A 26325-nucleotide genomic window follows, 5' to 3' on the forward strand; every position below is an offset into this window, starting at 1 on the left:
GACATGGCCCTTCGTTTTACATCGCTATCCGAAATTCTCGATCAAGACTACGATTGTGTCATCGACGTGCGGAGTCCCGCCGAATTTGCTGAGGATCACTGGCCCGGGGCCATAAACCTGCCGGTTCTGGATAATGAAGAGCGCGCCGAAGTCGGCACGATATATGTCCAGCAAAGTCCGTTTCTGGCACGCAAGGTCGGTGCCGCGAAGGTGTTTCGCAATGCTGCCGACCATATTGAGCAACGGCTGAGCCATCATCCGGGATCCTGGCGCCCGCTGGTCTACTGTTGGCGCGGCGGGCAACGGTCCGGCAGTTTTACCTGGCTGTTGCAGCAGATTGGATGGCGGGCGGATGTGGTCGAGGGCGGCTACCAAAGTTACCGCAGACTGGTCCATAATTATCTCTATAAAGCCGCGTTGCCGCATCGTTTCGTAGCGCTGGATGGCTACACTGGCACCGCAAAAACCGATATCCTCCAGCGTGTTGGACTGCTTGGCGCACAGGTGCTGGACCTCGAGGGGCTGGCACATCATCGTGGCTCGCTGCTGGGCGATCACCCAACCCCGCAGCCCAGCCAGAAGGCGTTTGAATCCGCATTGGCCGGTCAACTGGCACGGATGAACCCGAAACGCCCGGTGCTGGTGGAGGCGGAGTCGAGCAAGATCGGCGCACGGATCATCCCACCGCAGCTCTGGGCGGCCATGAAACAGGCTCCGCGGATCGAGATCCACGCACCCGTGGCGGCGCGTTGTCGATACTTGCTGGCGGGTTATGATGATATTCTGTCAAACACGGAGATGCTGCGCGTGCGTCTCGATGGGTTGCGGGCACATCGCTCCAATGCGGTGGTCGATGGCTGGTTGCAGAGGATTGCCGAAGGCGACAAACCGGCGCTGACGGAGGCGCTCATCACGCAGCATTACGACCCCGCCTATGAGACTGCGCGCCGTGCCATCGGTGCCGATGTGATAACCACGCTGGGGGCAACCGACCTGCGGGGGCCAGATCTGGACCGGCTGGCCGCGGATCTGCGTCTTGAGCTGGACCGGCTATAGCCGCGACTTCAGATCAGCGTGATCGCGCCCGCAGAGCCGGTGATATGGCCGATGATCGCGGCCTCAGCTGCGTATCTGCGGAGTACGGGTAAGAGCGCCTCGGCCTGATCGCGCGGCAGTGCGGCCAGCAGGCCACCGGCAGTCTGCGGATCGAACAGCAGGTCCTGTGGCCCGCCGGTGGTTATCTGCGGCAAAAGCGCGGCATTCTCTTCAAAGAGCGAGGACCTGACCCCGCGTGCTGTCAGTGCAGCGGCACCGGGCAGCGCAGGAATTGCCCCGAGCTCCAGTTCAGCTCCAACAGCGGAGGCTTCGCAGATCCCCAGCAGATGGCCTAGCAGGCCAAATCCGGTCACATCGGTCATCGCGTGTGCGGCGTGCAGCAGCTCGGTGGTCTTGTCCTGCGACTGGCTCATCGACGTCAATGCCGCGGCGACCCAGGCGCCCTCGGCCTTTCCCACCATTTCCGCCGCCATGATCACCCCGGTGCCCAGCGGTTTTGTCAGGATCAGGGCGTCACCCGGCTGTGCCCCGGCCAGGGTGATGGGCGCCGCGTCGCATAGTCCGGTCACGGTAAACCCTATGGTCAGCTCGTCTCCGACGGAGGTGTGGCCACCAACGATCTCGGCACCGGCTTTCCTCAGGATGTCACCGGCGGCAGACATGATTTCATCAAGGGTCCGGGCTTGAAGTTCCGCCGACAGTCGGGGCAGGATCAAGTTGGCGGTCGCGGCCTGCGGCTTGGCGCCCATCGCCCAGATATCGCCAAGCGCATGGACCGCCGCGATACGGGCCATCACCACCGGGTCGGCGGTAAAGGCCCGCAGGTGATCTGTGCTGATCACCTGCCTTTGCCCGCCCGTTATCAGCAGCGCGGCGTCATCACCGGGAAGCGGGGCGATGTCCGTGCGCTGAGTATTCGGCTGCGATCGGAGCGTCGCCTTGAGCGTGTGCGCGCCAACCTTGGCACCGCAACCTCCGCACATCGGTTTGTGGCCAAGCGCCTCTGGCAGATCATGGGTGTGTTCGGGGGGCAGCGCCGGCTGATCCATCTGCGGCAGATCTCGGAACTGCGCCATGAAGCCCTGATCGATGTGATCTTTCCAGCGCCAGATCCAACCGCCCGAAAAGGTCTGTCCAAAGCGTTCTCCAACAGCGGTTTTGCCGCCCATCGAGATCAGTTTCAGATAGTCTTTCTGCGGGCGGTAGCGGCGCAGCGGATCCCGCGTCAGGCTGGCGCGCAGATTATGATAGAGGATCGGCGCCTGACGCACCGCATAGACCCCGGCCTTCGGACGCGGGTCGGGGCTGAAATGAGCACAGTCGCCGGTAGCAAAGACGCCTTTGCGACTGGTCTGCAAATAGGCATCAACCGAGAGAAACCCGTCGTGCAGGTCCAGCCCGGTTCCGTTGAGCCAGGGGTAGGGACGTGCACCCGCAGCCCCGGTTGTGAAATCTGACCGGATTGCGCGGCCGTCCGCCAGCAACACATGAGTGGCCTCGATCTGGGCAATCTTCGCGTGTTCTATCACGGTGACGTCAAGACCGCGCAGCGCAGCGCGCAGTCGGGCGCTGGACTTGGTGCCGGTGTCAGTCAGGATTTCGCTGCGATCAATCAACGTGGCTTGCACCGTCCGGCCCCGGGCCCGCAGCGCATGGGCCATGGCGAGGATCAGCTCCACTCCGGCCACACCGCCACCGATCACCGCAACATGGGCGGCGCTGTCGCCGTGCAGATACGCGGCCCAGCTCTCCGCAAAACGGCCGAGTGGTTTTGCCGGGATCGCATGGTCATCAAATCCCGGCATATCGGGCATGGCAGAGGTGATGCCCAGGTTGATTGCGGCAATGTCATAGGCAATTGGGGGGCGGCCCGAGACATGGACCTCGCGTCTATCGGTGTCGATGTGATCAGCCGCCCCGAGCACCAATCGCGCCCCGGCAAAGCGTGCCAGCTTCACCAGATCAATATCCAACGCCTCGCGCGCGTAAAGCCCGGCGACAAAGCCCGGCAACATGCCGGAGTAGGGGGCGGTCGGACCGGGGTTGATCACGGTCAGGCGCGCTCCGGCGAGGGGCCGCATACCCCATTTGCGCAGCACCAGCGCATGGGTGTGGCCGCCGCCGATCAATACCACGTCTTTGGTCAGGGGGAGGGGGGCTGCGTGCATCATCTATGTGTCACCGGGCTGGGCTGGCTCACCCGGACAGGCTCCGCCCCGGATGAAAGACCCCCGCCGGACGGGCGGGGGCGCTGGGAGATCAGACCTCTGGGCCGATCACTTCGTTTTCGGGCAGTTTATGCGTCGCCCATATCTTATCTTTACCTGCGTCTGGCAGGCTGTCTGGCGTGTCGTGCCGGTGGATGTGAACCTTGGCAATGAAATTTGCCGTGATCGGCGCCGTCAGGAACAGAAATAGCGTAATCATCAGCTCATGCACCGACAGGTGGTATTCGTAGACGGCGGCATGGGTCATCGAGGCCAGCAGCACACCGCCAACGCCCAGCGTCGTCGCCTTGGTGGGCGCGTGCAGCCGGGACATGCGGTCGTTGAGCTTCAACAGGCCAAATGATCCCACGATACCGAAGATGCCGCCGATCACGAGAAATCCGGCGATCACGATGTCAAAGAACAGGTCCATGATATCTCCTCACTCGATGATATTGCCGCGCAGGATGAAGCGCGCATAGGCCACTGTGGACACGAAGCCCAGCATGGCGATGATCATTGCCGCCTCAAAGAAGATCTCGGTTCCCAGCGCCAGCCCATAGAGCACCATCAGCGCGATGGCGTTGATGAACATCGTATCCAGCGCCAGGATCCGGTCGGCAACATCCTCGGCGGAGACAACTTTCCACAGGTTCATCAGCAGCGACAGCGCAAAGCAGACAAACGCAAAGATTGCAGCTGTTTCGATCATTCGAAAATCTCCTTCAGGCGGCGTTCGTAGCGGTCCTTGATCTCGTCGCGCACCGCTTCGGGGTCCGGCGCGTCAAGGCAGTGGACCAGCAGCGCATGACCTTCGGCTGAGAGATCGGCAGAGACGGTCCCCGGTGTCATGGTGATGGTCGCTGCCAGCACCGTGATCGCTTCGGGTGTGCGCAGGTCCAGCGGGATCGTCACCCAATTGGGGTGGCGGCTGGCATTGGATTTGAACAGGACGATCTTGGCCACCACCAGATTGGCCACCACGATATCATAGAGTACGATGAGGATGTAGCCGACGATCTTCACTGGGCCTTTCATCTTCAGCTGTTGGGGCCAGTAGGGCTGTGTCAGGAAGGGGATCAAAACCCCGAGCATGAACCCGAACACCAGCGAGTTGAGCGACCAGCCATTCACCAGCAACAGCCAGGTTGCGGTCAGCACCAGTGTCAGGATCGGGTGTGGCAGTACGCGGCGCATCAGCTTCATTTCAAAGCCCCCCAAGGACGGTTTCGATGTAGGCGGTTGGGGTGAACAGCTGGGCCGCCGTGGCGTCGGCATAGCGGGTCATCGGCCCGGCAAAGAGGGTGAGCAGCACAATCGCCCCCATCAGCCCAAAGCAGACAACTAGCGGCAGGACCGGCGCCGCCGCTGGGGCTGCGGTGGGGTTGCCGTCGAGAAGATCCTCGTCACCTGCATCGGATGCGACCGTGCCGTCGGTTGCCTGCAGGCCATGGCTTTTCCAGAAGATCAGCGTGCCTGCACGAGCCAGACCAACGATGGTCACAAGCGAGCCGAGCAGAATGACCGCCCAGATCCACCAGACCAGGTCATGATCGCGCGCGGCGTCCATCACCAGCAGCTTACCGATGAAGCCGGAAACTGGTGGCATACCGGCCAGCGCGATAGCGGCGATAAAGAACATCACCGACAGCAAGCCGCTCTGCGGCATCAGACGAAGGGCGGCAATAGCACCGCCCTGACGTTCCATGACCTGATCGGCAATCAGGAACATCAGCGCCGTCGCCAGCGTCGAATGGACGATGTAGTAGAGAGCGGCTCCGGTTGCGGCAGGGGTGAACAGGGCAATGGAAATCAGCAGTGTCCCCATCGAGGTGATCGCCCCAAAGGCGACCAGTCGCCCGATCTCGCGCGAGCCGAGGACACCGATGGCGCCGACGACCAGCGTGACCATGGCGGCAGGCAGCAGCCAATCGCCGACCAGCCCTTCGGTGATCGCAACATCCGGGCCAAAGATCAGCGTGTAGACTCGCAGGATTGCATAGGCGCCGACCTTTGTCATGATCGCAAACAGCGCGGCCACCGGCAGCGGGGCATGGCTGTAGGAGGCGGGCAGCCAGAAATGCAGCGGCAGCACCGCAGCCTTGATCGCGAAGACCAGCAGCAGCATGACCGCACCAACGCGCAGCAGGGCGGTTTCCTCGCCCGACATCTCGGCCACGCGCACCGCCAGATCGGCCATGTTCAGCGTGCCGGTGACGGCGTAGATCGTGCCGAGCGCAAACAGGAACAGGGTCGAGCCCAGGAGGTTGTAGACCACATATTGCACGCCGGCCTGAAACCGCTTGGCGCCGCCTGCGTGGATCATCAACCCGTAGGAGGCAATCAGCAGCACTTCGAAGAACACGAACAGGTTGAAGGCATCGCCCGTCATGAAGGCGCCGAGAATGCCCATGATCTGGAACTGGAACAGCGCGTGGAAATTGGCGCCGCGAGAATCCCAGCCGGTGCCAATCGCGTAGAGCACGACAGCCAGCGCCAGAACCGATGTCAGGACGATCATCATTGCCGACAGGCGATCCAGCACCAGCACGATGCCAAAAGGCGCAGGCCAGTCACCCAGCTCATAGACCTGCACGGTGCCGTCGGCGGCCTGCGCTGCCAGCGCCAGGGTCAGGCAGAGCACCAGCAGGCTGCTGGCGACCGAGAAGATCCGTTGCAGGTCCAGATGGTAGCGCAGGACCATGATAATAAAGGGCGCGACGATTGCCGGCAGGACAATCGGCGCAATCACGAGGTGGTTCATGCGTCATCTCCAACTTTGGCATCATCATCGCTGAGATTGATCCGGTCATCCTGCGACGACAGATAGGCCCCCAGCGCAATCATCACCACAACGGCCGTCATGCCAAAGGAGATTACGATCGCCGTCAGCACCAGAGCCTGCGGCAGCGGGTCGGTATAGGGGACCTCTTCGTATTTATTGAGGATCGCAGGGGCGTTGGTCATCAAGCGGCCAGTGGCAAACAGGAACACGTTCACCGCATAGGAGATCAGTGACAGCCCGAGGATGACGGGAAAGCTGCGTCGGCGCAGGATCAGGTAGATGCCGGCCGCGGTCAGGACGCCCACGGCCGAAGCGACTAGAATTTCCATAGTCAGCCCTCGTTCTCGGTCATGGCCACGTCATCGCGGGCCGGGTTGATATCCATCGCGTGGGTGCTGTCGGTGCCAGGCTGCCAGGCAAAGCGTGACAGGCTCTCCAGCGCCAGCAGCACAGCGCCAACAACTGCCAGAAACACGCCAAGGTCGAACAGCGCAGCGGTTGCCCATTCAAATTCTTCCAGCGGTTCCCAGTGGATGTACCCAAAGGCGCTGGTCAGGAAGGGCTTGCCGCTGAACCATGATCCCATGCCGGTTGCGGCGGCGATCAGCACACCGGATCCGATGATGCCATGATAGGGGTAGCGTTGCCGCTCGGTCGCCCAGGCAAAGCCCGACGCCATATATTGCATGATGACCGCAATCGCCGCGATCAGCCCGGCGATAAAGCCGCCACCGGGCAGGTTGTGCCCCCGGAAGAAGATATAGGCCGCCACCATCAGCGCCAGCGGCATCATCACGCGTGTCGCCACCACCATCATCATCGGATGCGAGTCACCGGCCTGCGGCAGATCGGGCTTCCGGTTCAGCAGATAGGCCCGCACTCGGGTGCCCAGCACCGCCTCGGTCAGCGCAAAGATCACCAGCGCGGCAATGCCAAGAACGATGATCTCGCCAAAGGTGTCGAAGCCTCGGAAATCCACCAGGATCACATTGACGACATTGGTGCCGCCGCCGCCCTTGTAGGAGTTTTCAAGGTGGAAGCCGGAAATCGTCTCACCGATGAAATCACGGGTCATCAGTGCATAGATCAGCCCCGCAACCCCAAGGCCTGAGATGCCGGCAATGGAGATGTCACGCAGGCGGGCGCCGCCAGAGCTTTCGACCGGGGTTTCCTTGGGCATGAAGTTCAGCGCCAGCAGCATCAGAATGATGGTGACCACTTCGACCGAAATCTGCGTCAGAGCGAGATCCGGCGCTGACATGTAGTTAAAGCCCATCGACACCACCAGTCCAACAACGCCGATCAGCACCAGCGCCAGCAGGCGGTTGCGGTGCATGGCAACCAGAAAACCGGTTGCGATCAGCAGGCTGGCCCAGCCAAGGATCGGGATCAGCCCGACATCCTGAAGGCTGCGGGTCGGCGCCGCCAATGTGCCGGATTGATAGGCATAGAAGGACAGTACCGCGGTAAAGGTGATCATGATCCCGGCATAGCGTGGCATCGAGCCATTGTGCATCCCGTCGGTAATGGCACGCGAAAGCCGTGTGAGCGCGCCGATCAGCGCCTCGAAAATCACCTTCGCATCCGGGCGCGGTGCGGCATCCCACATACGCATCAGCGGTTTGTGCAGCATCAGCAGGACGACACCCCCGGCAACCGCCGCCATCGACATATAAAGCGCCGGAGTAAATCCGTGCCAGAGTTTCAGCGAATAATAGGGCAGTTTCTCGCCACCAATCACGGCAGAGGCCGCAGTGGCCACCAATGGCCCGACGATCTTGGCCGAGAACAGGCCGATCAGCACGACAAGACCAACCAGAAACGCAGGAGCCAGCCACATGCCGGTGCCCGGATCATGCGGGGTCGCAGGGTAGTCGTCACGCCTTGGCCCGAGGAAGACATGGGCGATGAAGCGGAACGAATAAGCGGCGGAGAACAAGGCCCCCAATAGCGCTAGACCCGGCACCAGATAATGTGAACCCGCCCAGACCGTGTGAACGGCTTCCTCCAGCATCATCTCCTTCGACAGGAAACCGTTGAAGGGCGGAATGCCAGCCATCGACAGGGCCGCGACTGTGGCGATGGCAAAGGTGATCGGCATCAGGTGCCGCAGGCCGCCCAGCCGTTTGATGTCGCGGGTGTGGGCCTCGTGGTCGACAATGCCCGCGCTCATAAACAGAGCCGCCTTGAAGGTGGCATGGTTGATGATGTGGAAAACGGCGGCGACGGCAGCAAATTTGGTGCCGAACCCCAGCAGCATGGTGATCAGGCCCAGGTGGCTGACGGTGGAAAACGCCAGAAGCGCCTTCAGATCATCCTTGAACAGGGCAATGATCGCCCCCAGCACCATCGTGATCAGACCCGTCGTTGCGACGATGTAGAACCATTCCGGCGTACCGGCCAACACAGGCCACATCCGCGCCATTAGGAACAGGCCTGCCTTCACCATGGTTGCGGAGTGGAGATAGGCCGACACTGGCGTCGGTGCGGCCATGGCGTGCGGCAGCCAGAAATGAAACGGGAACTGCGCCGATTTGGTGAAGGCGCCAATCAGGATCAGGATCAGGGCCGGCAGATAGAGCGGCGAGGCCTGAATGACCTCCTTTGCGCCCAGTATCACGGTCAGATCATAAGACCCGACGATATTGCCGAGGATCAGCATGCCACCGATCATGGCAAGGCCACCGGCGCCGGTAACAGTCAGCGCCATTCGCGCGCCCTGACGTCCTTCGGGCAGATGCTTCCAGTAGCCGATCAGCAGGAAGGAACTGAGCGACGTCAGCTCCCAGAAGATCAGCAGCAGCAGAATGTTGTCCGAGGTGACAATCCCCACCATCGCGCCCTGAAACAGCAGCAGATAGGTGTAGAAATTACCCATCGGATCCTCGCGCGACAGGTAGAACCGGGCATAGAGGATGATCAGCAGGCCAATTCCAAGGATCAGCCCGGCAAAGAGAAAGCCCAGGCCGTCGAGGAAGAAATTGGCATTCAGCCCAAGCGCCGGCAGCCAGTCGAATTGGGCCTGAATAACTTCGCCGCGCATCACCGCCGGGGCGTGCAGCATCAGTCCGACAAACGCGAGCAATGTTGTCAGGCCTGCCGCCGATGCCGAGGCATTGCGCCCGGCACGGATCAATAGCGCGGGGAATACCGCGCCGAGAAAGGGCAGGGCTGCAATCAGGAACAGGGACACGTGCGGTTCTCCTCCATGCACAAGGCCAGATCGTTTGGTGCCTAAGCAATTTTTCGCAACTGTGCCAGCCCCGACCGCGCCTGCAAACCCTGCAAAGGCAGCGATCCGGTGAGTTTTTTGCCCGCCGCAGCAATTTGGCGCGGCCCGGTGTCAGGTTGACAACAACTTGATCACCATGCGGGATGTCTCAGGCTGAACACTTTGCAGGAACCTGCTAGGTCTTGGGTCATGTAGGACGGCGCCGGCAGCGCGGGGAGAGGCCAGATGTCGCATTCTCAATCAAAACGGTCAGATAACTCCGGCCCTCAGACTGATGGCGCGGACAGTGACCCGGCAGCTGAGGCGGAGGCGGGTGATCCGTTGATCTCGCGGCGTCGATTGCTGCAGGCCGGTGTGGCCTTCGCGGGGGTCGCCATTGCGGGGGGCGGTGGATATACATGGTGGCGCAGGCAACCCCCGGCCCATGACCGTCCCCGCCTGTCGGTTGAGGACGCATTTGCCAGGGCCAAGGCGGGGGAGCTGATCCTGGTAGATATCCGCACACCGCGTGAGTGGCGGGCCAGCGGTGTGCCAGTGGGCAGCCATCAGATCGACATGCGGCGTGAGGATTTTCTGGCCGCGCTTGATCGCGTCACCGGTGGTGATCGCAGCGCGCCGCTGGCCCTGATCTGCGCGCGCGGTGTGCGCTCCGCCCGGGTGACGCTGGCGCTGGACGCGGCCGGTTATACAAATGTGATCGACGTGCCGGAGGGGATGCTCGGCTCCGCCGCCGGGCCGGGATGGCTGCGCAGCAATCTGCCGGTCGCGCGCTGGACGGGGCAGGGCTGATGAAACGGGTGATAGCAGGTATGGGGCGCCTCTGGCCGGGCGTAAGCGTTGCTCTGTCGAGCCTGCTTTTCGGCTCGGCGCTACAGGCTGGATGCGGGCCCCTCGCCGATGCCTGCCAGATTGACGGGGGTGACTATCACATCGTGTTGCCGGATACCGGCGATGAAAAAGCGCTGCCGGCGGTGATGTTCCTGCACGGCTACGGCGGGTCGGGTGAGGCTGCACTGCGCAATCGCGCGATGGTCGATGGGTTGAACGATCGGGGCTACGCGGTGATCGCCCCCACGGCGCTGCCGCGCAATCCCGGTGGCCCTCGCTCTTGGGCGTTCTTGCCGGATTTCGGTGGTCGCGACGAATCCGCGTTTTTTGAGGCGGTGCTGGCAGATGCTGAACATAGGTTTAATATCGACCGGAAATCCGTTGTTTTATCAGGATTTTCCGCAGGTGCCTTCATGGTCAGCTATCTGGCCTGTGCAACCCCCGATCAATTTGCCGCTTACGCAACGATTGCGGGCAGTTTCTGGCGGCCGCAGCCTGAGAGCTGCACCGGTCCGGTGCGTTTGATGCACACTCACGGATGGCGCGATGAGGTGGTGCCGCTGGAAGGCCGATACCTTGGCAATCGTCGTTTTCAGCAGGGAGATATCTTTGCCGGGCTTGAGCTGTGGCGCGATACCAACGGCTGCACGACACATGCGCCAAGCCACAGCGGATCTGAAGGTGGCACCCTGCGGCGCCGATGGGCCTGCGGTACAGGCGCAGATATCGACGTGGTGCTTTTCGACGGCGGGCACCGGGTGCCGGAGGGCTGGGCCGCATGGCTTGCCGATTGGTTCGAGGATCGCCCGCTGTCGCAGTAGTGCAACATATGGCGTCGATGAGGCGGCTGTGAATTCTCAATAAAAAATTCCGGCGAAACCTGATGGTTCCTGCCGAAGTTTTCAATTTAATGCAAATTGTGGATATTTTCGCCTGAACTGTCTTTTTTACTCAGCGGCTGTGGGATGGGCGGGGGATCGCTCCAATGCCAGGCGCAACCTGTCCCGTCTGGCACGGGCGATGCGGGTGATGCGGGGCTCGTTGTGGACCTCACGGGTGGCCAGAAGGGCTTTGGCAAAGCGCTGCAACGGTACGCCCGACAGGGCCGACAGGGGCACCGCAAGGATCAGCGATACGGCGATTGGCAATAGCCAGACGGATACCACGCCGGCAAGAATCCCCGTCCACAGCGCGATGCCGCTGACGGTTTCCAGCGCGTGGCAGGTGAACAGCGTGCGCCAGGAGTAGCTGCCACCGTCGCGTGCCTGCGGCGCCCATCCCTTTTGGAGGCCAAAGGCGGTGCGCAGCACCGCGATCATCTGCTGAACCATCAGGATCGGCGCATAAAGGATCGCGAGCAGGATTTCCGTCAACAGTGACAGGGCAAAGGCGCCCGCGCCGCCATAGTCGGAGAAGCGGCTCCCGGTCATCGGCAGCGCCGCCACGGCCAGAAGCTTTGGGGCGAGCAGCATGGCATAGATGAGCAGGATCACCAGCACATGGCGCGGCTCTGACATGTCCGGCCAGGAGGGCATCAGCGGATTAGTTTCACTGAAATAGGTCAGGACCGAGGCTTCCTCGCCACGTCCGATGAGCGCCCAGATCACCAGCAGGGCGAACCAGACTGGCGCCATCAGGTAGCCAATGGCCCCATGCAGCAGATGAAAGCGTGACAAGGCGCGAAACCCCTTGGCGTTGAGCAGGTTCAGGTGCTGTAGATTGCCCTGACACCAGCGCCGATCCCGCAGCACATGGTCAATCAGCGTCTGCGGAGTTTCTTCGTAAGACCCACGAATGCGGGGCAGGAACTGAACGCTCCAACCGGCGCGACGCAGCAGCCCGGCCTCCACGAAATCATGGCTCATGATCAGCTTTTCACCACCAAAGACAGAGCGCAGCGGCGGCAACCCCGCACAGGCGGCAAAGGCACGGGTACGGATGATCGCATTATGCCCCCAGTAGTTGCCTTCATGCCCTGCCCAGCGGGCCAGACCTTCGGCCAGAGCCAGGCCGTAGACGCCATTGGCAAACTGCTGCATCCGGCCAAAGACGGAATGCGCACCGATCAGCTGCGGATAGCTCTGGATCAGACCTGCGCCGGGATCACGGGCCAGCGCGTCGGCCAGATGGGCAATGGCGCGCCCGGTCATCAGGCTGTCGGCATCGAGCACCAGCATGGCGTCCCAGCCGGCGCCCCACCGGCGCACCCAGTCGGCGATATTGCCGACCTTGCGTCCTGCATTGTCATCGCGGCGCCGATAATAGAGCTGGGCCCCTGCGGGGAGCATACTGCGCAGGGCCTCGACACTGGCACGTTCCTCTGCGGCGATGGCATCGTCACGGGTGTCGGACAGGATGAACATTGCATAGTCATGGACACCGCCACGGGCGTGCAGCTCTTCCAGCATGGATTGGGCATTGCCAAGTACATACCAGGGGACCTCGTTGTAGATCGGCATCAGGAGCGCGACCTTCATCCGCTGCGGGCGGCCTCGTCCCAGCGCGCGGGGGCGCTGGGACAGGCCCCAGAGACCCAGAAGAACGGTAGAGACCGAAAAGCAGATCCAGAAGAAATTGAACGCGATCAACACCAGAAGTGCGACCTCCAGCATGGAAAACCCGTCTGCCGCGAACCAGTCCTTCATACCCCAGGTCAACAGCCCCGTAGCGGCCATCGCCGGAGAGAAGGCCAGAACACGCCATAGCGCCACCTGACGCTGGCTTGACTCGCGGGGCTGTCCGCCGGTTGCCACGTTGTCACCGGGTAAGGGGCAGGCGTGATCCTGAAAATGGGCACCGAAATTCTGCTCTGGCATAGCCAGCGGTTGTTCCGGTGGGGTCAGGGAGAAATTGGTCATTTGGTCCACCGGTAAAGCCAGACTTCGGAGGCGGGCTGATCATCCTTGCGCAGTTCAGCGCGCAATTCGACGTGGTCGCGTTCGCCCGGGTCAAAGGCGAAGGCCAACCGCACCCCGCCAGTTTCCGGGTTTTGCTGCAAGACGCCTTCGGTTGGGGTGACATGAGGTGACGTGATATGCGCCTTTAGATCATCAACGCCACCGGCAAACAGCGGATGGGCGGCGAAATCGATGGTGATGATCCGACCCGGATCACCAAAGATGCGCGCGCCCGCGGCGGTGTTGATCACCTGTGGCACCGGCAGATCCGGGCCGTTGCCCCAGGTCAGCCGATAGTCAATGGCAATCTCTGAGCCAGGGGCGTAGCTGTCGCGGGGGCGCCAATAGGCCACGATATTGTCGTAGATTTCCTTGTCCGCCGGGATTTCGACCAGCGTGACGGCGCCTTTGCCCCAATCACCCTTCGGCTCAACCCAGAGCGCCGGGCGCTGGTGATAATGCGCTTCCAGATCCTCATAATCAGACAGCAGCCGCGGGCGCTGCATCAGGCCAAAGCCACGCGGGTTTTCATCGACAAAGGACGACAGCTGCAGCGTCTTGGGGTTGGCCAGTGGGCGCCACAGGGTCTCGCCGTTGCCGTTGACCACCAGCAGACCGTCGCTGTCGTGAACCGCAGGGCGGAAATCGTCAAACCGGTTGCGATTGGTCTGATCAAACAGGAACATCGAGGTGAGTGGTCCAAGCCCGATATTGTCCAGTTCCGCACGTGCAAACAGGCGCGCCTCGACATCCATCACCGTGTCTTGCCCCGGCAGTATGTCAAACCGGTAGGCCCCGGTGACAGACGGCGAATCCATCAGCGCATGGACGATCATGTTCTTTTGGCCGGGAACTGGAGCTTCGAGCCAGAAGGCAGTGAATTCAGGGAATTCTTCGCCCTTGGAGGTAGCGGTATTCACCGCCAGGCCGCGCGCCGACAACCCATAGGTGTGTGCAGCCCCGATGGCCCGGAAATAACTCGCGCCCTGGAATACGCAGAATTCCGTTTTCTTGCCGGGTTCCTTTAGATCGGTCCGCAGCCGGAAACCGGAGTAGCCGAGGCTGTCGTCGACGCTGAGGTCGGGGGCTTTGTCGGTTTTGTCAAACAGCGACAGGTCAAAGGCCACCGGCTGGGCGAGGCCGTTTTCCACGGTGTAGATCTCGACCGGGCGCGGGAAATAAAGGCCGGGCAGAAAGAAATCGACATTGTAGCTGCGCGGGGTCTTCGACCAGAGCGCATCGCGGCTGCGGAACCAGCGGGTCTGGTATTCCTCATAGGTCTGCTCCTGCCAGTCCTGCGGCACGCTGGGCCGGGGCGCGTAAGGGGCGGCCGCCAACTCGCGCGCCAGCGCCACAACCGTTTCGCGCGAGAATGCAGGGCCTCCGGTCGCACGCGCAGGCGAGGTCAGCGCGCCAAGCGCAAGCGGGGCCGTGCTGGCCATGGCGGTTGCCAGAAAGGTGCGTCGCGAGAATTCTTTCATCTCTTGGTTTTCCATGGATGTGATTTGAACCAGGCAGCGATATAGGCGCAGCCGATGATCAGGCCAAACCCGGTGAGGTTAAAAAATGCAGTGGTCATGATCGACCTGTCAGTGAGATCCATGGCAAAGCCCAGCAACCGAGCCAGCGCCATGGAAAACACAAAGACCGCAAGCGATTGCTGACCGACTTTGGTGATCAGCGACAGCAGCACGGCCCAGATCCGGGCGGGCGTGGATCGCCCGTAGGCGATCAGACGGCGACCGCCTTCGCCCGCAACCACCCAGCCGAGGTAGGCCAGCGACAGGAAATGGCCATAGCGCAAAAGGCCAAAGTCGGTTTTTTCCCGCCATTCGGCTGTCAGCTGCCAGGTCGGTCGGATCAGCTCCGCCAGACTGGTGTTCCAGGCTTCAACCCAGAGGAAGACTTTCCAGGAGCCGAAGGGCGCCAGCAGGAGCAGATAGGCCGTGGCTATGATCATCAGTCCGCGTGAGACCGGCGGGGCGGGCAGCCAGCCTTTCATGAAGGCAAAGCCGGTGAAGAACAGCAGCTGCCAGCCAAAGGGGTTGAAAAACCATTCGCGGCTCGACCAGGGTTCGGCGGAGAGCGACAGCCCATTCGGCCCGAGGCCGATCATATACGGGTTGGCCAGCAGCCAGATCGCGATCGAGGTGGCCGCCACAGCCCAGACGCCGACGCGTTCCAGCCCCATCATCAGCGGCATCAGCCCCAACACGACGAGATACATCGGCAGAATGTCAAAGTAGTTTGGCACGTAGCTGAGCGTCATCAGCCCAACCAGCTGCGGCACCGGGTTTTCAAAGAACGGCAACAGGTTCAGCGAGGCAATATAGCTCTTGTCAAAAGCCCCGTAGAGATCCAGCGCCGCCATGGTGGTGGCGAGAAAGACAAACAGGCCGATATGGGCCCAGTAGACTTGCCAGCAGCGAAACACCACGCGGGCGCTGCCAATCAGCCAGCCGCGGCGGGCAAAGGTGCCGCCAAAGGCGATTGCCGAGGCCATGCCCGAACAGAAGACAAAGATCTCCGTCGCGTCAGAGAAGCCAAACCGGGCCGGAATCCAGCCGGTCCAGCGGTTCCCGGGAATATGAGCGCACAGGATGATGAACATCGCAATGCCGCGGTAGAAATCCAGCCGGGGATCGCGAAGCGCGCGGGTCTGCGCGTCCGATTGCGGGGCAACCGGGCGATTGGCCACTGGAGTGGTCTCGGTGCCCTTGGCACCGGGAAAGGGCGAGATGGTCGCCATAGGCTGTTGTGTCCTTACTTTTGTTATTCTGCCGGGACACTTTGCGCGCAGGGCGCGCCACGTCCGGCAGCGATCAGTGCACGGCGCGCCTGTGCATAGCTGTCCTCGGCGCCGCCCCGCTGGGCGCGCCGTTCGTTGAGGATGGCCTCCACCGCGTCCAGACGCCCCGCGCGGATGCCCGCATCAATGGTCACGCGTTCGAAAACGTCCCGCTGGGCATGGCTGCCCCCTGCCAGTTGCAGGGAACTGCGTCCGCTGGCGAGATAGCCGAAGGCTTCGCTGTAGTTACCTTCGCCAAAGGCCTCGAGCCCCAGCGCAAGGCCGCAGCCTGGCGTTGCCATGCGGCCATCGCTCTCGCTGGCGCCGCGACGCGCATCAGCGTGGATCCGCTGCACCAGCTGGCCAGCCTCAACCTTGCGATCATCGCCCACCAGTGCAAGAAGATAGTGAAGATCAGCAAAGATCAGGCAGCCGTCTTCGGTCCGGTTGGCACAGAGTTCTGCGAGTTCTTCCCAGCGGTCACCGATTGCAACGCCCTCCAGCTCCAGCCGCATCAGCAGTGAGGTGGCGTTGGAAATGTCACGGTAATCATCGGTTTTGTCTTTGCGGATCTCGTGATCGTATAGCGCCAGCACCTGTTCGGTCTGCCCCTGATCCAGATGCATCAGCGCCTTGTGCCACCAGACGTGGTAGCGAAAGTTGTTGCAATGCGCCCAGGCCTCTTCGCGACCGGTCAGCCAGTCAAGCCCGGCACGGGAGTTGCCCGTCATATCATGGACATGGGCCACCGCATGCAGGCCCCAGGCATCATCCGGTGCCATCCAGAGCGCCTGACGCCCGGTTGCTTCGGCCAGGTCATAAGCGCCGGTTTCCTCCAGCGAAAAGGCGTGGCATCCAAGCAGGTAACCGCGTCCGGCGTGATCCGGCGCATAGGCGGGCAGGACCCGCTCGATCGACCGGCGCATACCGGCGCTGTCGCCCAGGATGAAGCGGATCGCGTGGCTCAGCTTCATCGCCAGCGCGTCCTCGGGGTGGCTGCGCAGCACGGTCTCCATCTCTGCAATCGCCAGCGATGGACGGCCCTCCAGCCAAGCACCGAGCGCAGCGATATAGTGGCGTTCGCGTGGCAAAGCACCATCCTCGGCGGCCTTGGCCGCGGCATAGGCGTCCCGTGCGGCCTGCATCAGTTCTGCCCGACCCAGCAGCAGCACAAACATGCCCTTGGCCGCCTGGGCCATGGCAAACTCCGGTGCAGCCTCCAGCAGGGCGCCCAGATGTTGCGGCGCGGCAGCGCCGTGAGACAACACCCCCATCTGAACGCAGTTCCAGTTCTCGAGCGCCGCGGCGTTTGTCAGGCTGGTGTCCTGGCCAAAAATATCTTGCATCATCGTTTGTCCGATCCGTGTCAAAAACGAAAGCAGAGGTGCTTTGTCGTCGAGCCTAAAGCACGGCCGCGCGTCTCGCGATGCCCGCTCGCGGTTTGGTGAAGCGGCGTGTGCAATCTCGCCGGATTAATGGGCCAACCATATTGATTGACAGCGATTTCCCGCATTTTTTGTAATCTGGCAAGCCCGTGCAGCGCGACTTTGGCCGAAGACCGCCAGTTTCTGTAACACTCGGCCAGATCCTGCCGGTTGCAAGCCCGAGAAACAGGCGTTTTCTGCGGTGTCTTAAGGGGATAGCAGAGATATTGAGCAGGCAGTCGCCCCCGGGTGATGGGGCTTCTGCCTGTTCTCGGTGGCGGCGCGCCGCTGTCTTAGTTGTCGTCTTCCGAAAACGGGTCCGCGGTCCTGGCTAGGAGGTCGCTGTTTGCACCGCAGATTGGAGGCGCATGGCGGTAGGTCACCGGCGTCCGGGAGAATTTGAGCGGATTGCCAAGCAACCGCACCGGCCCCGCCGCCGAGGACATTTCAATTGTCATATCCCGCGCCGCCACCTGATCAGAGGCAAAAACCTGATCGAGCGTCTGCACCGGTCCTGCTGGCACCTTGCGGGCCTCCATCGCGGCGATCACCTCATCGGTGCGGTATTGGCGCAGCGCCGGTACCAGGATGTCGGCGAGCGCGTCGCGGTGCTGCAAGCGGGCCGGGTTGGTTGCAAAGCGCGAGTCCCGCGCCAGCCCGTCCAGACCGAGAAAAGATAGGAAGCGGCCAAATTGCGCGTCATTGCCGACCGCGAGGATCACATGGCCATCTGAGGTCTCATATAACCCATATGGCACGATGCTGGGATGCTCATTACCGCGCCGTTTGGGGGCGCTGCCAGTGTTGAGTGTTGCCACACCTTCGTTGATCAGCCATGCGATCTGCGCATCCACCAGCGCGATATCGACCTGCTGGCCTTCGCCGGTCTGTTCCTTGTGGCGCAGCGCCGCGAGGATGCCGACACAGGCATACATGCCGCACATTACGTCGGCGATGCCGACGCCAACCTTCATCGGTCGGCCCTCAGGCTCACCGGTGAGCGACATGATCCCGCCATAGCCCTGTGCCATCAGGTCATAGCCGGGTTTATGGGCATTGGGTCCAGTCTGGCCGTAGCCGGAGATCGAACCATAGACCAGATGCGGGAACTCCGCGTGCAGGCTCTCGTAGTCGAGGCTGTATTTGGCAAGCCCGCCGGGTTTGAAGTTTTCCAGCAGAATATCGGCTTCGGCGGCGAGACGACGTATGACCTGCTGGCCCTCGGCCGTGGCGATGTCCACCTCAACCGAACGCTTATTACGGTTTGCGGCCATGAAATAGGCCGACAGATCCGACTGGTGACCGTCTCCATCCACCACATAGGGCGGCCCCCACTGCCGGGTGTCATCGCCCCCGGTTCGCGGGTTTTCGACCTTGAGCACACTGGCCCCCAGATCTCCCAGCATCTGGGTGCAGGTCGGCCCTGCCAGAATGCGGGACAGGTCCAGCACCTTGATACCGGTCAGCGGGCCATGGGGCAGCTTGGCTTCGGATGTCCGGTCAGATGAGCCCATCATAGGCCTCCCGCTCGAATTCTGCGGCAATGACGGTGAAACGCTCGGCCTGCTGTGCCTCTTGCAAGGCAGCGCGCAGGCCTGCGCGGTCGCGGACCCTGACGCCATGGCCGCCAAAGGCCCGGCCCATCGCGGCAAAGTCGTGCTGGCCGAAGTCGACGCCAGCGTTATCCAGCCGTCGCTGTCGCTGCTTCAGATCGATCAATGCGAGGCTGGCATCGACGAACACGACAAAGATCGGCGCAACGCCAAGCTCCGCGGCGGTGGACAACTCGCCCGCCACCATCAGGAAACCCGCATCACCGGAGAAGCTGACAACCGTGCGCTGCGGCTCTGCCAGTTTGCGGCCGATGGCCATCGGCACCGCGCAGCCCATGGTGCAGAGGCCCGAGGATTGGATCAGGGCGCGAGGCTCATGGCAGCTCCACATCTGCGAGAGCAAGATCCGATGGGCGCCGCTGTCTGCCGTCGCCAGCGTATCGCCGGGCAGGGTGGCCTGACATTCGGCAACGATCGCATCGGGTCCCCAGTCCGCCTGCGGGGTGAAGGCGGAGCGAAGGGCTGCCCGGGCCACCTCAGGCTGACCTTCGGGCCAGCGCCGAGGGGACGGCTGCGTGTCGTCGGCGAGCTGCGCCCCAACCGTCAGGGCGCGCAGACTGGGCGCAAGACCGGCAACCAGCGTCAGAGTGGCCGCGTGCATGTAGTGGGTGTTGTCCTCGGCGCAGATATCAATCACCCGCTGGCGGGAACAATCCCAGGCGTTGCGCCAGCCCGGGCGCATCTCGATTGGATCGTACCCCAGCGCAAGAACCAGATCGGCCTCGCGCACCAGCGGCAGCAGGTGACGATCGGCGAGCGGCGACAGCCCGGCGCCGCCAAGGCAAAGCGGGTGCTTCTCAGGCACGATGCCCTTGGCCTTGTAGCTGGTTACAAAAGGGATCTGGTAGTGTTCGAGAAAGGCCAGAAGCGGCGCGGATGCGGCCTCGGCAACAGCGTCAAGACCGATCACCGCCAGCGGGCGCTCGGCCTCGGTAAGCCACGCGCGCGCCTGCGCCAGGTCAGCGGGCTGCGGTTGCGTTGCTCTGGCAGGCGCGAGGCAAGGACGGTGGGTGCCGGCAGGAGAATCGGCGACGGAGATCGGCACATCGATATGCACCGGCCCATTGCGCGGCGCGGTTGCGATCCGCACCGCCTTGTCGGCGATCACACCCGCAGCCTCGGCGTCGAGGCGATAGCTGGCCTTGGTGATCGGGGCAAAAACCGCCTGATGGTCCAGTACCTGATGGGTATAGGTGGCCGCTTCCGCCGCATCCACACATCCTGTCAGCACCAGCATCGGCACCCGGTCCTGATGCGCATTGGCAACAACGTTCACCCCATTGAGCGCCCCCGGGCCCAGCGTGGCCACCAGGATAACCGGCGCGCCATCGCTGTGGTGCACGCCTTCGCCCATGAAACCGGCGCTGTTCTCGTGTTTGGCAAGGTGAAAGCGGATGCCCGCCTTGGTCAGCGCATCGACAAGCGTCAGCACTTCGCCACCGGGCATGCCGAAGGCATGGCGGCATCCGGCGGCATATAGTCGCCGGGCCAGCACATCCGCCGCGCGCAATGGTTCTGTGGCCGTCGCAGCCGCGGTGTCGGTCTGTGTCATGAAATCCACCCTTCGTGAACAAGTGCCGCCAAATTGCCGGAACCGGGCAAGGTTGCAAGCCTCCTCACGCGGGTGTGAGCGTCAAGGCGCCGAGCGCGCCGCATTTTGCGCAATGGCATCAAGATGTTGGTCCAGCTCTGCCGCGATATCGGCGAGATCAGCCCCGCCTTCATCGAGATAGGGGGCAAAGACATGGGTTGCGGTTTTATAAGAAAGCGTCGCCAAGCCATCTTCGCCTTCGGTCACATAAAGGCGGATCGGGGCTTCAATCATTGCGGCGGTGGAATGGCTGAGGACCCGCACCGCATAGTCATTGTTGAAAACACCGATCACCCGGTTGCCGGGTATGGTAATGCCACGGGCCGCAGCGGCCTTGGTCGGCCCGGCCTGCGTCACCACGACAAGACCCTGCGCCTTCGTCGCCGCAATCACATCTTCGACCAGCTGCGGGTAGGGCTTGCGGGTCTGGTGAACCGCCCAGCCCTGGCGCTTGGCCAGCGGTGCGGCGGTCGCAACCATCGTATGTGACCCTGTTGCGGCAAGCAGCACGAAGGCCAGTGCCGCAGCGAACAGATGGCTGCGGCGGGGGGCCATCGGGCCCATCACGTTTTGAAACATGGCGGTGATCTCCTGTCGTTGCTTACGAGGTTAATGCCTCGGCGGCTGCACCGCAGTCACATTGTCGTGCAGCCGGTGCGAGCGGCGCGGCAGGGCAGTCAGGTGGTGCAGTCAGGCGGTACAGTCAGGCGGCGCGGCGAAAACCGGTGATCAGCTGGCGCAGCCCAACAGCGGCCCCGGCAAAGATCGACAGAAAGGTCACCGGGGCAGAAATCGACAACAGCGAAAAGGCGCTCAGCCCCTGGCCGACCGTGCAGCCCATTGCAAGGACCGCGCCGCCCCCCATGATCGCGGCCCCGATGATCTGGCGGCGCAGCTCGCGCGGGTCGTCGCAGGCCTCCCAGCGGAAATGCCCCTTGATCAGCGAACCGATAAAGGCACCGAGCCAGACGCCGCTGACCGAGCCGACGGCAAAGCTGATCGGCCGCAGGCTGCCGGTCATTGTCCACATGATGGTTTCGCCAAGCGGCGCGGAGAAGGAATGCGAGACCAGAGGTATCGCGTCAAACCCCGTCCGCGCGATATGGCTGCTGCCTGCCCAGCCGCTGATGATGGCAAACGCCACCAGCGCAGCCCAGCCAATAGCGGCCGGAGACTCGCGCACCTCACGCCCGAGGATGGATATCAGCAGGATCGCACCGCCGATGGCAAGGCCGATAGCGCTGACCGACGCTCCAAGATAGTTGGCCAGATGATGGGCGATGCCGGCGGGCAGATCATCGGTGATGCTCTGTTGCCGGAAAAACAGGTTGCGCAGCGGGGCGAGAGGGCCTGTCAGCACGACAAAGGTCGATACGCCCATCACCAGCACGATGACAAAGCTGCGCAGATCGCCGCCGCCGAGCCGGGCTATGGCGCCATAGCCGCACATCCCGCTCAGGGCCATGCCATAGCCAAATAACAGGCCGCCGCCGATAGAGGCCAGCGGCATCCAGCGAATGGCAAGATATTGCGACTGCGCCGGATCCAGCCAGCCTAGAGCCATGAGGCCAAAACTTCCCAGGATTGCCATGCCGATTGCCATGCCCCACATCCGCAGACGCAGGGACGAGCCGCCATAGAGCAGATCCTCGATGGCGCCCAGCGTGCAGAACCGCCCCAGCCGCGCCGCCAATCCCAGCAGGACGCCGCCAAACACCCCCAGCAGGGCGGTCAGCTGCGTATCGCTCAGGAGGTCGGACAGGGGGGTGGGCATCTTGTGCGGGTTCCGCCGGTGAAAGAGCTGCGGGGCTGGCGGCTGAAGGGTCCGCTGCCAGTGTGGCCGGGCCGACCGGTCGTCGGTCAGTCCTCTTTGCAGAACAGCTCGTAGACCACTTCCAGGATCCGGCGTGGACGATCATCTGCCAGCCGGTAATAGATCGCCTTGCCCTCACGGCGTGGAATGACCAGACCTTCCAGACGCAGGCGCGACAGCTGTTGGGAAACCGCCGCCTGACGTGCGGAGAGCAGCTCTTCCAGCTCGGTCACCGATTTTTCACCCGACACCAGATGGCAAAGGATCATCAGGCGTCCCTCGTGGCTGATCGCCTTCAGAAAATTCGAGGCGCGGGTGGCATTGTCCACCATCGTATCGAGATCTTCGGGGGCCATATCGGCGGAAAACTGTGGCAGGGCCATATCGGTGTTCTCTCCTGGTTCAACCATTGGTGGCCATCGGGGCGGGCTGCTGGTCGGGGGCGTGTCCCGCGTCTGGTTGCTCGGCAGCGGGCGGGACAAAGCCTGCGTGCGCCTGCAGCAGACCGGAAATCAGCGGCCAGAAGAAATCCTCTCCCGGATAGCCTTCCAGTCTCGCCATCTCATGGCCGCCCTCAACGATCAAGAAGGTTGGCGTGAATGTGACCCGCCGTGACAGCGTCAGATCTTTCGGCATGTCGCGCAAATCTGCCCGGCGCAGCGGGGCAAAGGTGCCTTCGGCGGTCTTTGGATAGATCGGCGCAATCTCCGCGTCCCAGCGTTCGCACCAGGCGCAGCCCGGCTGCTCGACCATCACCAGCTCTGCGGCATCGCTGGCCGATGCGATCAGCGGCAATGCCGCCATGACAGCGACCTTTGCCAGCGCCGAGGCAGCGGCGCGGCAGCTGCGATAGGGCAGGGAGGTCAGCGAAGAAAAGGCCATGATGCGATTTGTCTCGATGATCTGTGTGGGGGCCGTGAAGTACGATGTCTGAGCCACGGCCGGTGATTGACGGGTCGGCATGAAGGGTGTCTATATGTACTACGTAATTTGAATATGTGAATAGTACAAGTTTCTACCGGGGTGACCGGCGGTCCGCGCATCTTGTTGGTGCTGTACCTGATTTGGGCAATCGCGGCTTGCACACGGAGATCGACCGCCAGCAGCCGACAGAAGATTCCTCTCGGCGCGATGTGGATCGGCAACTGTGGTCTTGTCTGGTTCGAACGCAGAAGATGGCAAGGGGCCTTGATACATGCTGGAAATCTCTTTGTTCGGAGCGCTTGTTGCGGGGCTATTGTCATTCTTCACGCCCTGCGTGCTGCCCATGGTGCCGTTTTACCTCTCCTATATGGGGGGGCTTTCCATCGCGGAGCTGCGCAGCGACGGCGAGATCGCTTTGGGCGCGCGGCGGCGCCTTGTGCTGGCGTCGATCTGCTTTGCCGCAGGGGTGACCACTGTCTTCGTGCTGATGGGAATGGGAGCCACCGCACTGGGGCAGGTGTTTGGCCAATATATGGATGTGCTGGCCTATGGCGCTGCGGTATTGCTGCTGGTCTTTGGGCTGCATTTTCTGGGGGTCCTGCGGATTCCACTGCTTTATCGCGAGGCTCGGATCGAAAGCACCGCGCCGCCCGCGACCTTGGCTGGCGCCTATTTGATGGGATTGGCCTTTGGCTTTGGCTGGACACCCTGCGTGGGGCCGGCCCTGGCCTCGATCCTGATGATTGCCTCTGGCCTTGGCGATATCTGGCGCGGCGGGCTGCTGTTGCTGGTCTACGGCGCGGCGATGACCGCACCCTTTGTGGTAGCGGCGCTGTTTGCCGGGCCTTTTCTTAGGTTTGTGGCCCGCCACCGGTCTGCCTTTGCCTGGGTGGAAAAGGGGATGGGCGTCATGCTCATCATCTTTGCGGTTCTGATCGCCACGGGCAGCGTGCGTTATATTGCCGAGGCTATGATCCGGTGGTTCCCGGGTTTTGCAAGTATCGGCTGAGCGGCCCAGAATGGCGGCCGTATTGGGAGGGTAAGAGATGAAACGACTAATGATCGGACTGTTGTGGCTGCTGTGTGTCGGCTCTGCGGGGGCGGTGGAGCTCGGCGATGATGGCCTGCACAAGACCCCCTGGATGCGCGAGACCTTCAAGGATCTGCGCGAGGATCTGGACGAGGCCAATGCCGAGGGCAAGCGGCTGGTGCTGTTCTTTGAACAAAGGGGCTGTGTCTATTGTACCAAGATGCACGAGGAGGTGTTCCCGACACCCGAGGTCGGGTCCTACATCGGCGACAATTTCTTTGTGGTGCAGCTCAATCTATATGGCGATGTCGAAGTGACGGATTTTGACGGTGAAACCCTGTCGGAGAAGGACATGGCCCGAAAATGGGGCGTTCTGTTTACCCCGACAATGATGTTCCTGCCGCAGGAGGTGCCCGAGATTCCGGCGCCGCAGGCCGCGGTGGCGATCATGCCCGGTGCCTTTGGGGTCGGCACTACGCTCGATATGTTCACTTGGGTGAACGAAGAGCGCTATTTGCTTGATAACGGAGAAGATTTTCAACGTTACCATGCCCGCCGCATCCAGGAACGGAACAACGGCTCCACCGATTGATACCGGTGATTTGATCGTCTTTGCAGCAAAGATGGCCTTGCCTGCGTGCTGTCGGGCAGACGAGGCCGGATAGGTTGAACGGTCGAAACGACATAATGAAATTCAAATTACTGAATTTGATGTTGCGTTAGCCGGGTGAGGTCGCCTAGGGTAAACGCCAGCGAAGCACGCCAAAGCGCGTGGGAGCCAATGGGAGGAAACATGAAGCAAATATCTCTGACACTGGCAGCCTGTCTGGCCGGGACAGTTGCGTTTGCCGCTGAGATCGCGCCGAAAGAGGTCGCCTATGACGACGACGGCGCTGTTGCCGTATCGCTCAGCGGTGCTGCCGGGGATGCCGCCAGCGGCGCATTGCTGGTTGGCGACAAATCCAAGGGCAATTGCGTGGCCTGCCATCAGGTGTCCGCGCTGTCGGATGTGCCGTTTCACGGTGAAATCGGCCCTGCGCTGGATGGTGCCGGCAGCCGCTGGAGCGAGGCGGAGCTGCGCGGTCTGGTGGCCAATGCCAAGATGACATTCGACGGCACGATGATGCCCGCCTTTTACAAGGTCGATGGCTTCATCCGGCCGGGCGATGCCTACACGGGCGAGGCGGGGACCGAGCCATTGCCGCCGATCCTGACCGCCCAGGAAATCGAAGATGTGGTCGCATTCCTTGCGACCCTGAAAGAAGACTGACGCAAAGGACCGGGATCTTTTGCGCCATCAACGTCAAAGGAGACATACGATGGAGTTCTCACGTCGCGACACACTTGGCCTTGGCCTTGGGGCCGCTGCCCTGACCATGCTGCCCCTGCGTGTCGTTGCTGCAGCCGAGGATCGGATTGCAGAGTTCACGGGTGGCGCTGATATGGCTGACACCGGCCTGACACTGACCGCGCCCGAAATCGCCGAAAACGGCAATACCGTACCGATCGAGGTCGATGCGCCCGGTGCTTCGGCCATCATGATCCTGGCGACCGGCAACCCGACCCCGGGCGTCGCGACCTTTACCTTTGGTCCGTTGGCTGCCAGCCAGTCAGCCGCCACACGGATTCGCCTCGCAGGCACGCAAGACATTGTGGCAGTTGCCAAAATGGCCGACGGCAGCTTTGCCAAGGCAAGCGCGACCGTCAAAGTGACCATCGGCGGCTGCGGCGGCTAAGCGCGACCTGTCCGTCAGGTTCGCCCCATAGATATCAGGAGTTAACGACATGGCATCCGGTGTAAAACCCCGCGTCAAAGTCCCGAAGAAAGCAGCCGCAGGCGAAGCGGTGACCATCAAGACGCTGATCAGCCACAACATGGAAAGCGGTCAGCGCAAGGACAAGGAAGGCAACGTCATTCCGCGGTCGATCATCAATCGCTTTACCTGCGAGTTCAACGGTCAGTCCGTTGTTGATGTGGCCATGGAACCCGCCATTTCCACCAACCCTTACTTCCAGTTCGACGCCACCGTCCCCGAGGCGGGTGAATTCGTCTTCACCTGGTACGACGATGACGGCTCTGTCTACACGGAACAAAAGCCGATCGCGATCGGCTGATCCCTTCCGGATCCATAGGCAA

Annotated in this window: 25 protein-coding genes; 8 read left to right on the forward strand and 17 right to left on the reverse strand. The window is 62.2% G+C overall.

Annotated features, from left to right (window positions below; genetic code table 11):
* Nucleotides 1–3: 3 nt before the first annotated feature.
* Nucleotides 4–1056 carry a tRNA 2-selenouridine(34) synthase MnmH gene (gene mnmH, locus WLQ66_RS05090; RefSeq protein WP_340545285.1) on the forward strand — a complete coding sequence of 351 codons (1053 nt, stop codon included), beginning with the start codon at nt 4–6 and terminating at the stop codon, nt 1054–1056.
* A gap of 8 nt (nt 1057–1064) precedes the next feature.
* Here mnmH and WLQ66_RS05095 read toward each other — a convergent pair whose 3' ends face one another.
* The 7 genes from WLQ66_RS05095 to WLQ66_RS05125 all read right to left on the reverse strand — a co-directional run bounded on the left by WLQ66_RS05095 (nt 1065) and on the right by WLQ66_RS05125 (nt 9241).
* Nucleotides 1065–3224 carry a selenide, water dikinase SelD gene (locus WLQ66_RS05095; RefSeq protein WP_340546303.1) on the reverse strand — a complete coding sequence of 720 codons (2160 nt, stop codon included), beginning with the start codon at nt 3222–3224 and terminating at the stop codon, nt 1065–1067.
* A 91-nt stretch (nt 3225–3315) separates the two neighbouring features.
* Nucleotides 3316–3696 (reverse strand): Na+/H+ antiporter subunit G, encoded by a 381-nt coding sequence (locus WLQ66_RS05100; protein WP_340545286.1) that lies wholly within the window; start codon nt 3694–3696, stop codon nt 3316–3318.
* A gap of 9 nt (nt 3697–3705) precedes the next feature.
* Nucleotides 3706–3975 carry a K+/H+ antiporter subunit F gene (locus WLQ66_RS05105; protein ID WP_014874349.1) on the reverse strand — a complete coding sequence of 90 codons (270 nt, stop codon included), beginning with the start codon at nt 3973–3975 and terminating at the stop codon, nt 3706–3708.
* On the reverse strand, nt 3972–4469 hold the full coding sequence (locus WLQ66_RS05110; RefSeq protein WP_340545287.1) for a Na+/H+ antiporter subunit E: 498 nt from the start codon (nt 4467–4469) through the stop codon (nt 3972–3974). Before WLQ66_RS05110 ends, WLQ66_RS05105 begins: the two co-directional genes overlap by 4 nt.
* Before the next feature lies 1 nt (nt 4470).
* Nucleotides 4471–6027, reverse strand: a complete 1557-nt coding sequence (locus WLQ66_RS05115; protein ID WP_340545288.1) for a monovalent cation/H+ antiporter subunit D — start codon at nt 6025–6027, stop codon at nt 4471–4473.
* A complete protein-coding gene (locus WLQ66_RS05120) occupies nt 6024–6377 on the reverse strand; it encodes a Na+/H+ antiporter subunit C (RefSeq protein WP_340545289.1) in 354 nt (117 codons plus the stop codon). Before WLQ66_RS05120 ends, WLQ66_RS05115 begins: the two co-directional genes overlap by 4 nt.
* Before the next feature lie 2 nt (nt 6378–6379).
* Entirely contained in the window at nt 6380–9241 is a 2862-nt protein-coding gene (locus tag WLQ66_RS05125; protein WP_340545290.1) for a monovalent cation/H+ antiporter subunit A, read from the reverse strand.
* A 264-nt stretch (nt 9242–9505) separates the two neighbouring features.
* Here WLQ66_RS05125 and WLQ66_RS05130 point away from each other — a divergent pair, with 264 nt between their 5' ends.
* The gene (locus WLQ66_RS05130) at nt 9506–10069 is read left to right on the forward strand and encodes a rhodanese-like domain-containing protein (protein WP_340545291.1); all 564 of its coding nucleotides are present in this window, start codon (nt 9506–9508) and stop codon (nt 10067–10069) included.
* Nucleotides 10069–10929 (forward strand): CE1 family esterase, encoded by an 861-nt coding sequence (locus tag WLQ66_RS05135; RefSeq protein ID WP_340545292.1) that lies wholly within the window; start codon nt 10069–10071, stop codon nt 10927–10929. Before WLQ66_RS05130 ends, WLQ66_RS05135 begins: the two co-directional genes overlap by 1 nt.
* A 126-nt stretch (nt 10930–11055) precedes the next feature.
* On the opposite strand, the gene mdoH is transcribed toward WLQ66_RS05135, so the two are convergent.
* The 10 genes from mdoH to WLQ66_RS05185 form a co-directional block, all read right to left on the reverse strand.
* Nucleotides 11056–12966 (reverse strand): glucans biosynthesis glucosyltransferase MdoH, encoded by a 1911-nt coding sequence (gene mdoH / locus WLQ66_RS05140; RefSeq protein ID WP_340545293.1) that lies wholly within the window; start codon nt 12964–12966, stop codon nt 11056–11058.
* Nucleotides 12963–14486, reverse strand: a complete 1524-nt coding sequence (locus tag WLQ66_RS05145; RefSeq protein ID WP_340545294.1) for an OpgD/OpgG family glucan biosynthesis protein — start codon at nt 14484–14486, stop codon at nt 12963–12965. The genes mdoH and WLQ66_RS05145 overlap by 4 nt, the downstream gene beginning before the upstream one ends.
* Complete coding sequence (locus WLQ66_RS05150) at nt 14483–15754, reverse strand: OpgC family protein (protein ID WP_340545295.1); 1272 nt, start codon at nt 15752–15754, stop codon at nt 14483–14485. The genes WLQ66_RS05145 and WLQ66_RS05150 overlap by 4 nt, the downstream gene beginning before the upstream one ends.
* A 23-nt stretch (nt 15755–15777) precedes the next feature.
* Entirely contained in the window at nt 15778–17142 is a 1365-nt protein-coding gene (locus WLQ66_RS05155; RefSeq protein ID WP_340545296.1) for a tetratricopeptide repeat protein, read from the reverse strand.
* 368 nt (nt 17143–17510) lie between these two features.
* Nucleotides 17511–18731: a CaiB/BaiF CoA transferase family protein gene (locus tag WLQ66_RS05160; protein WP_340545297.1), complete on the reverse strand. Its 1221-nt coding sequence runs from the start codon at nt 18729–18731 to the stop codon at nt 17511–17513.
* A complete protein-coding gene (locus WLQ66_RS05165; protein ID WP_340545298.1) occupies nt 18718–20382 on the reverse strand; it encodes a thiamine pyrophosphate-binding protein in 1665 nt (554 codons plus the stop codon). The genes WLQ66_RS05160 and WLQ66_RS05165 overlap by 14 nt, the downstream gene beginning before the upstream one ends.
* A gap of 81 nt (nt 20383–20463) precedes the next feature.
* A complete protein-coding gene (locus WLQ66_RS05170; protein WP_340546304.1) occupies nt 20464–20901 on the reverse strand; it encodes a DUF302 domain-containing protein in 438 nt (145 codons plus the stop codon).
* A gap of 223 nt (nt 20902–21124) precedes the next feature.
* A complete protein-coding gene (locus WLQ66_RS05175; RefSeq protein WP_340545299.1) occupies nt 21125–22195 on the reverse strand; it encodes a YeeE/YedE family protein in 1071 nt (356 codons plus the stop codon).
* Nucleotides 22196–22281: 86 nt separating this feature from the next.
* On the reverse strand, nt 22282–22617 hold the full coding sequence (locus WLQ66_RS05180) for an ArsR/SmtB family transcription factor (RefSeq protein WP_340546305.1): 336 nt from the start codon (nt 22615–22617) through the stop codon (nt 22282–22284).
* Between the two features lie 19 nt (nt 22618–22636).
* A complete protein-coding gene (locus WLQ66_RS05185) occupies nt 22637–23116 on the reverse strand; it encodes a thioredoxin domain-containing protein (RefSeq protein ID WP_340546306.1) in 480 nt (159 codons plus the stop codon).
* A gap of 313 nt (nt 23117–23429) precedes the next feature.
* On the opposite strand from WLQ66_RS05185, the gene WLQ66_RS05190 reads away from it, so the two are divergent.
* From WLQ66_RS05190 to soxZ, 5 genes are all read left to right on the forward strand, one after another.
* The gene (locus WLQ66_RS05190; protein WP_340545300.1) at nt 23430–24167 is read left to right on the forward strand and encodes a cytochrome c biogenesis CcdA family protein; all 738 of its coding nucleotides are present in this window, start codon (nt 23430–23432) and stop codon (nt 24165–24167) included.
* Nucleotides 24168–24204: 37 nt separating this feature from the next.
* Complete coding sequence (locus tag WLQ66_RS05195; RefSeq protein WP_340545301.1) at nt 24205–24780, forward strand: thioredoxin family protein; 576 nt, start codon at nt 24205–24207, stop codon at nt 24778–24780.
* A 201-nt stretch (nt 24781–24981) separates the two neighbouring features.
* On the forward strand, nt 24982–25458 hold the full coding sequence (soxX, locus tag WLQ66_RS05200) for a sulfur oxidation c-type cytochrome SoxX (protein WP_340545302.1): 477 nt from the start codon (nt 24982–24984) through the stop codon (nt 25456–25458).
* A gap of 49 nt (nt 25459–25507) precedes the next feature.
* Entirely contained in the window at nt 25508–25924 is a 417-nt protein-coding gene (gene soxY / locus WLQ66_RS05205; protein ID WP_340545303.1) for a thiosulfate oxidation carrier protein SoxY, read from the forward strand.
* Between the two features lie 49 nt (nt 25925–25973).
* Nucleotides 25974–26303, forward strand: coding sequence for a thiosulfate oxidation carrier complex protein SoxZ (soxZ, locus tag WLQ66_RS05210; protein WP_340545304.1), 330 nt, complete (start codon nt 25974–25976; stop codon nt 26301–26303).
* Nucleotides 26304–26325 lie beyond the last annotated feature (22 nt).

It is taken from the genome of Phaeobacter sp. A36a-5a (assembly GCF_037911135.1).
GTDB classification, from domain to species: Bacteria; Pseudomonadota; Alphaproteobacteria; order Rhodobacterales; family Rhodobacteraceae; genus Phaeobacter; species Phaeobacter bryozoorum.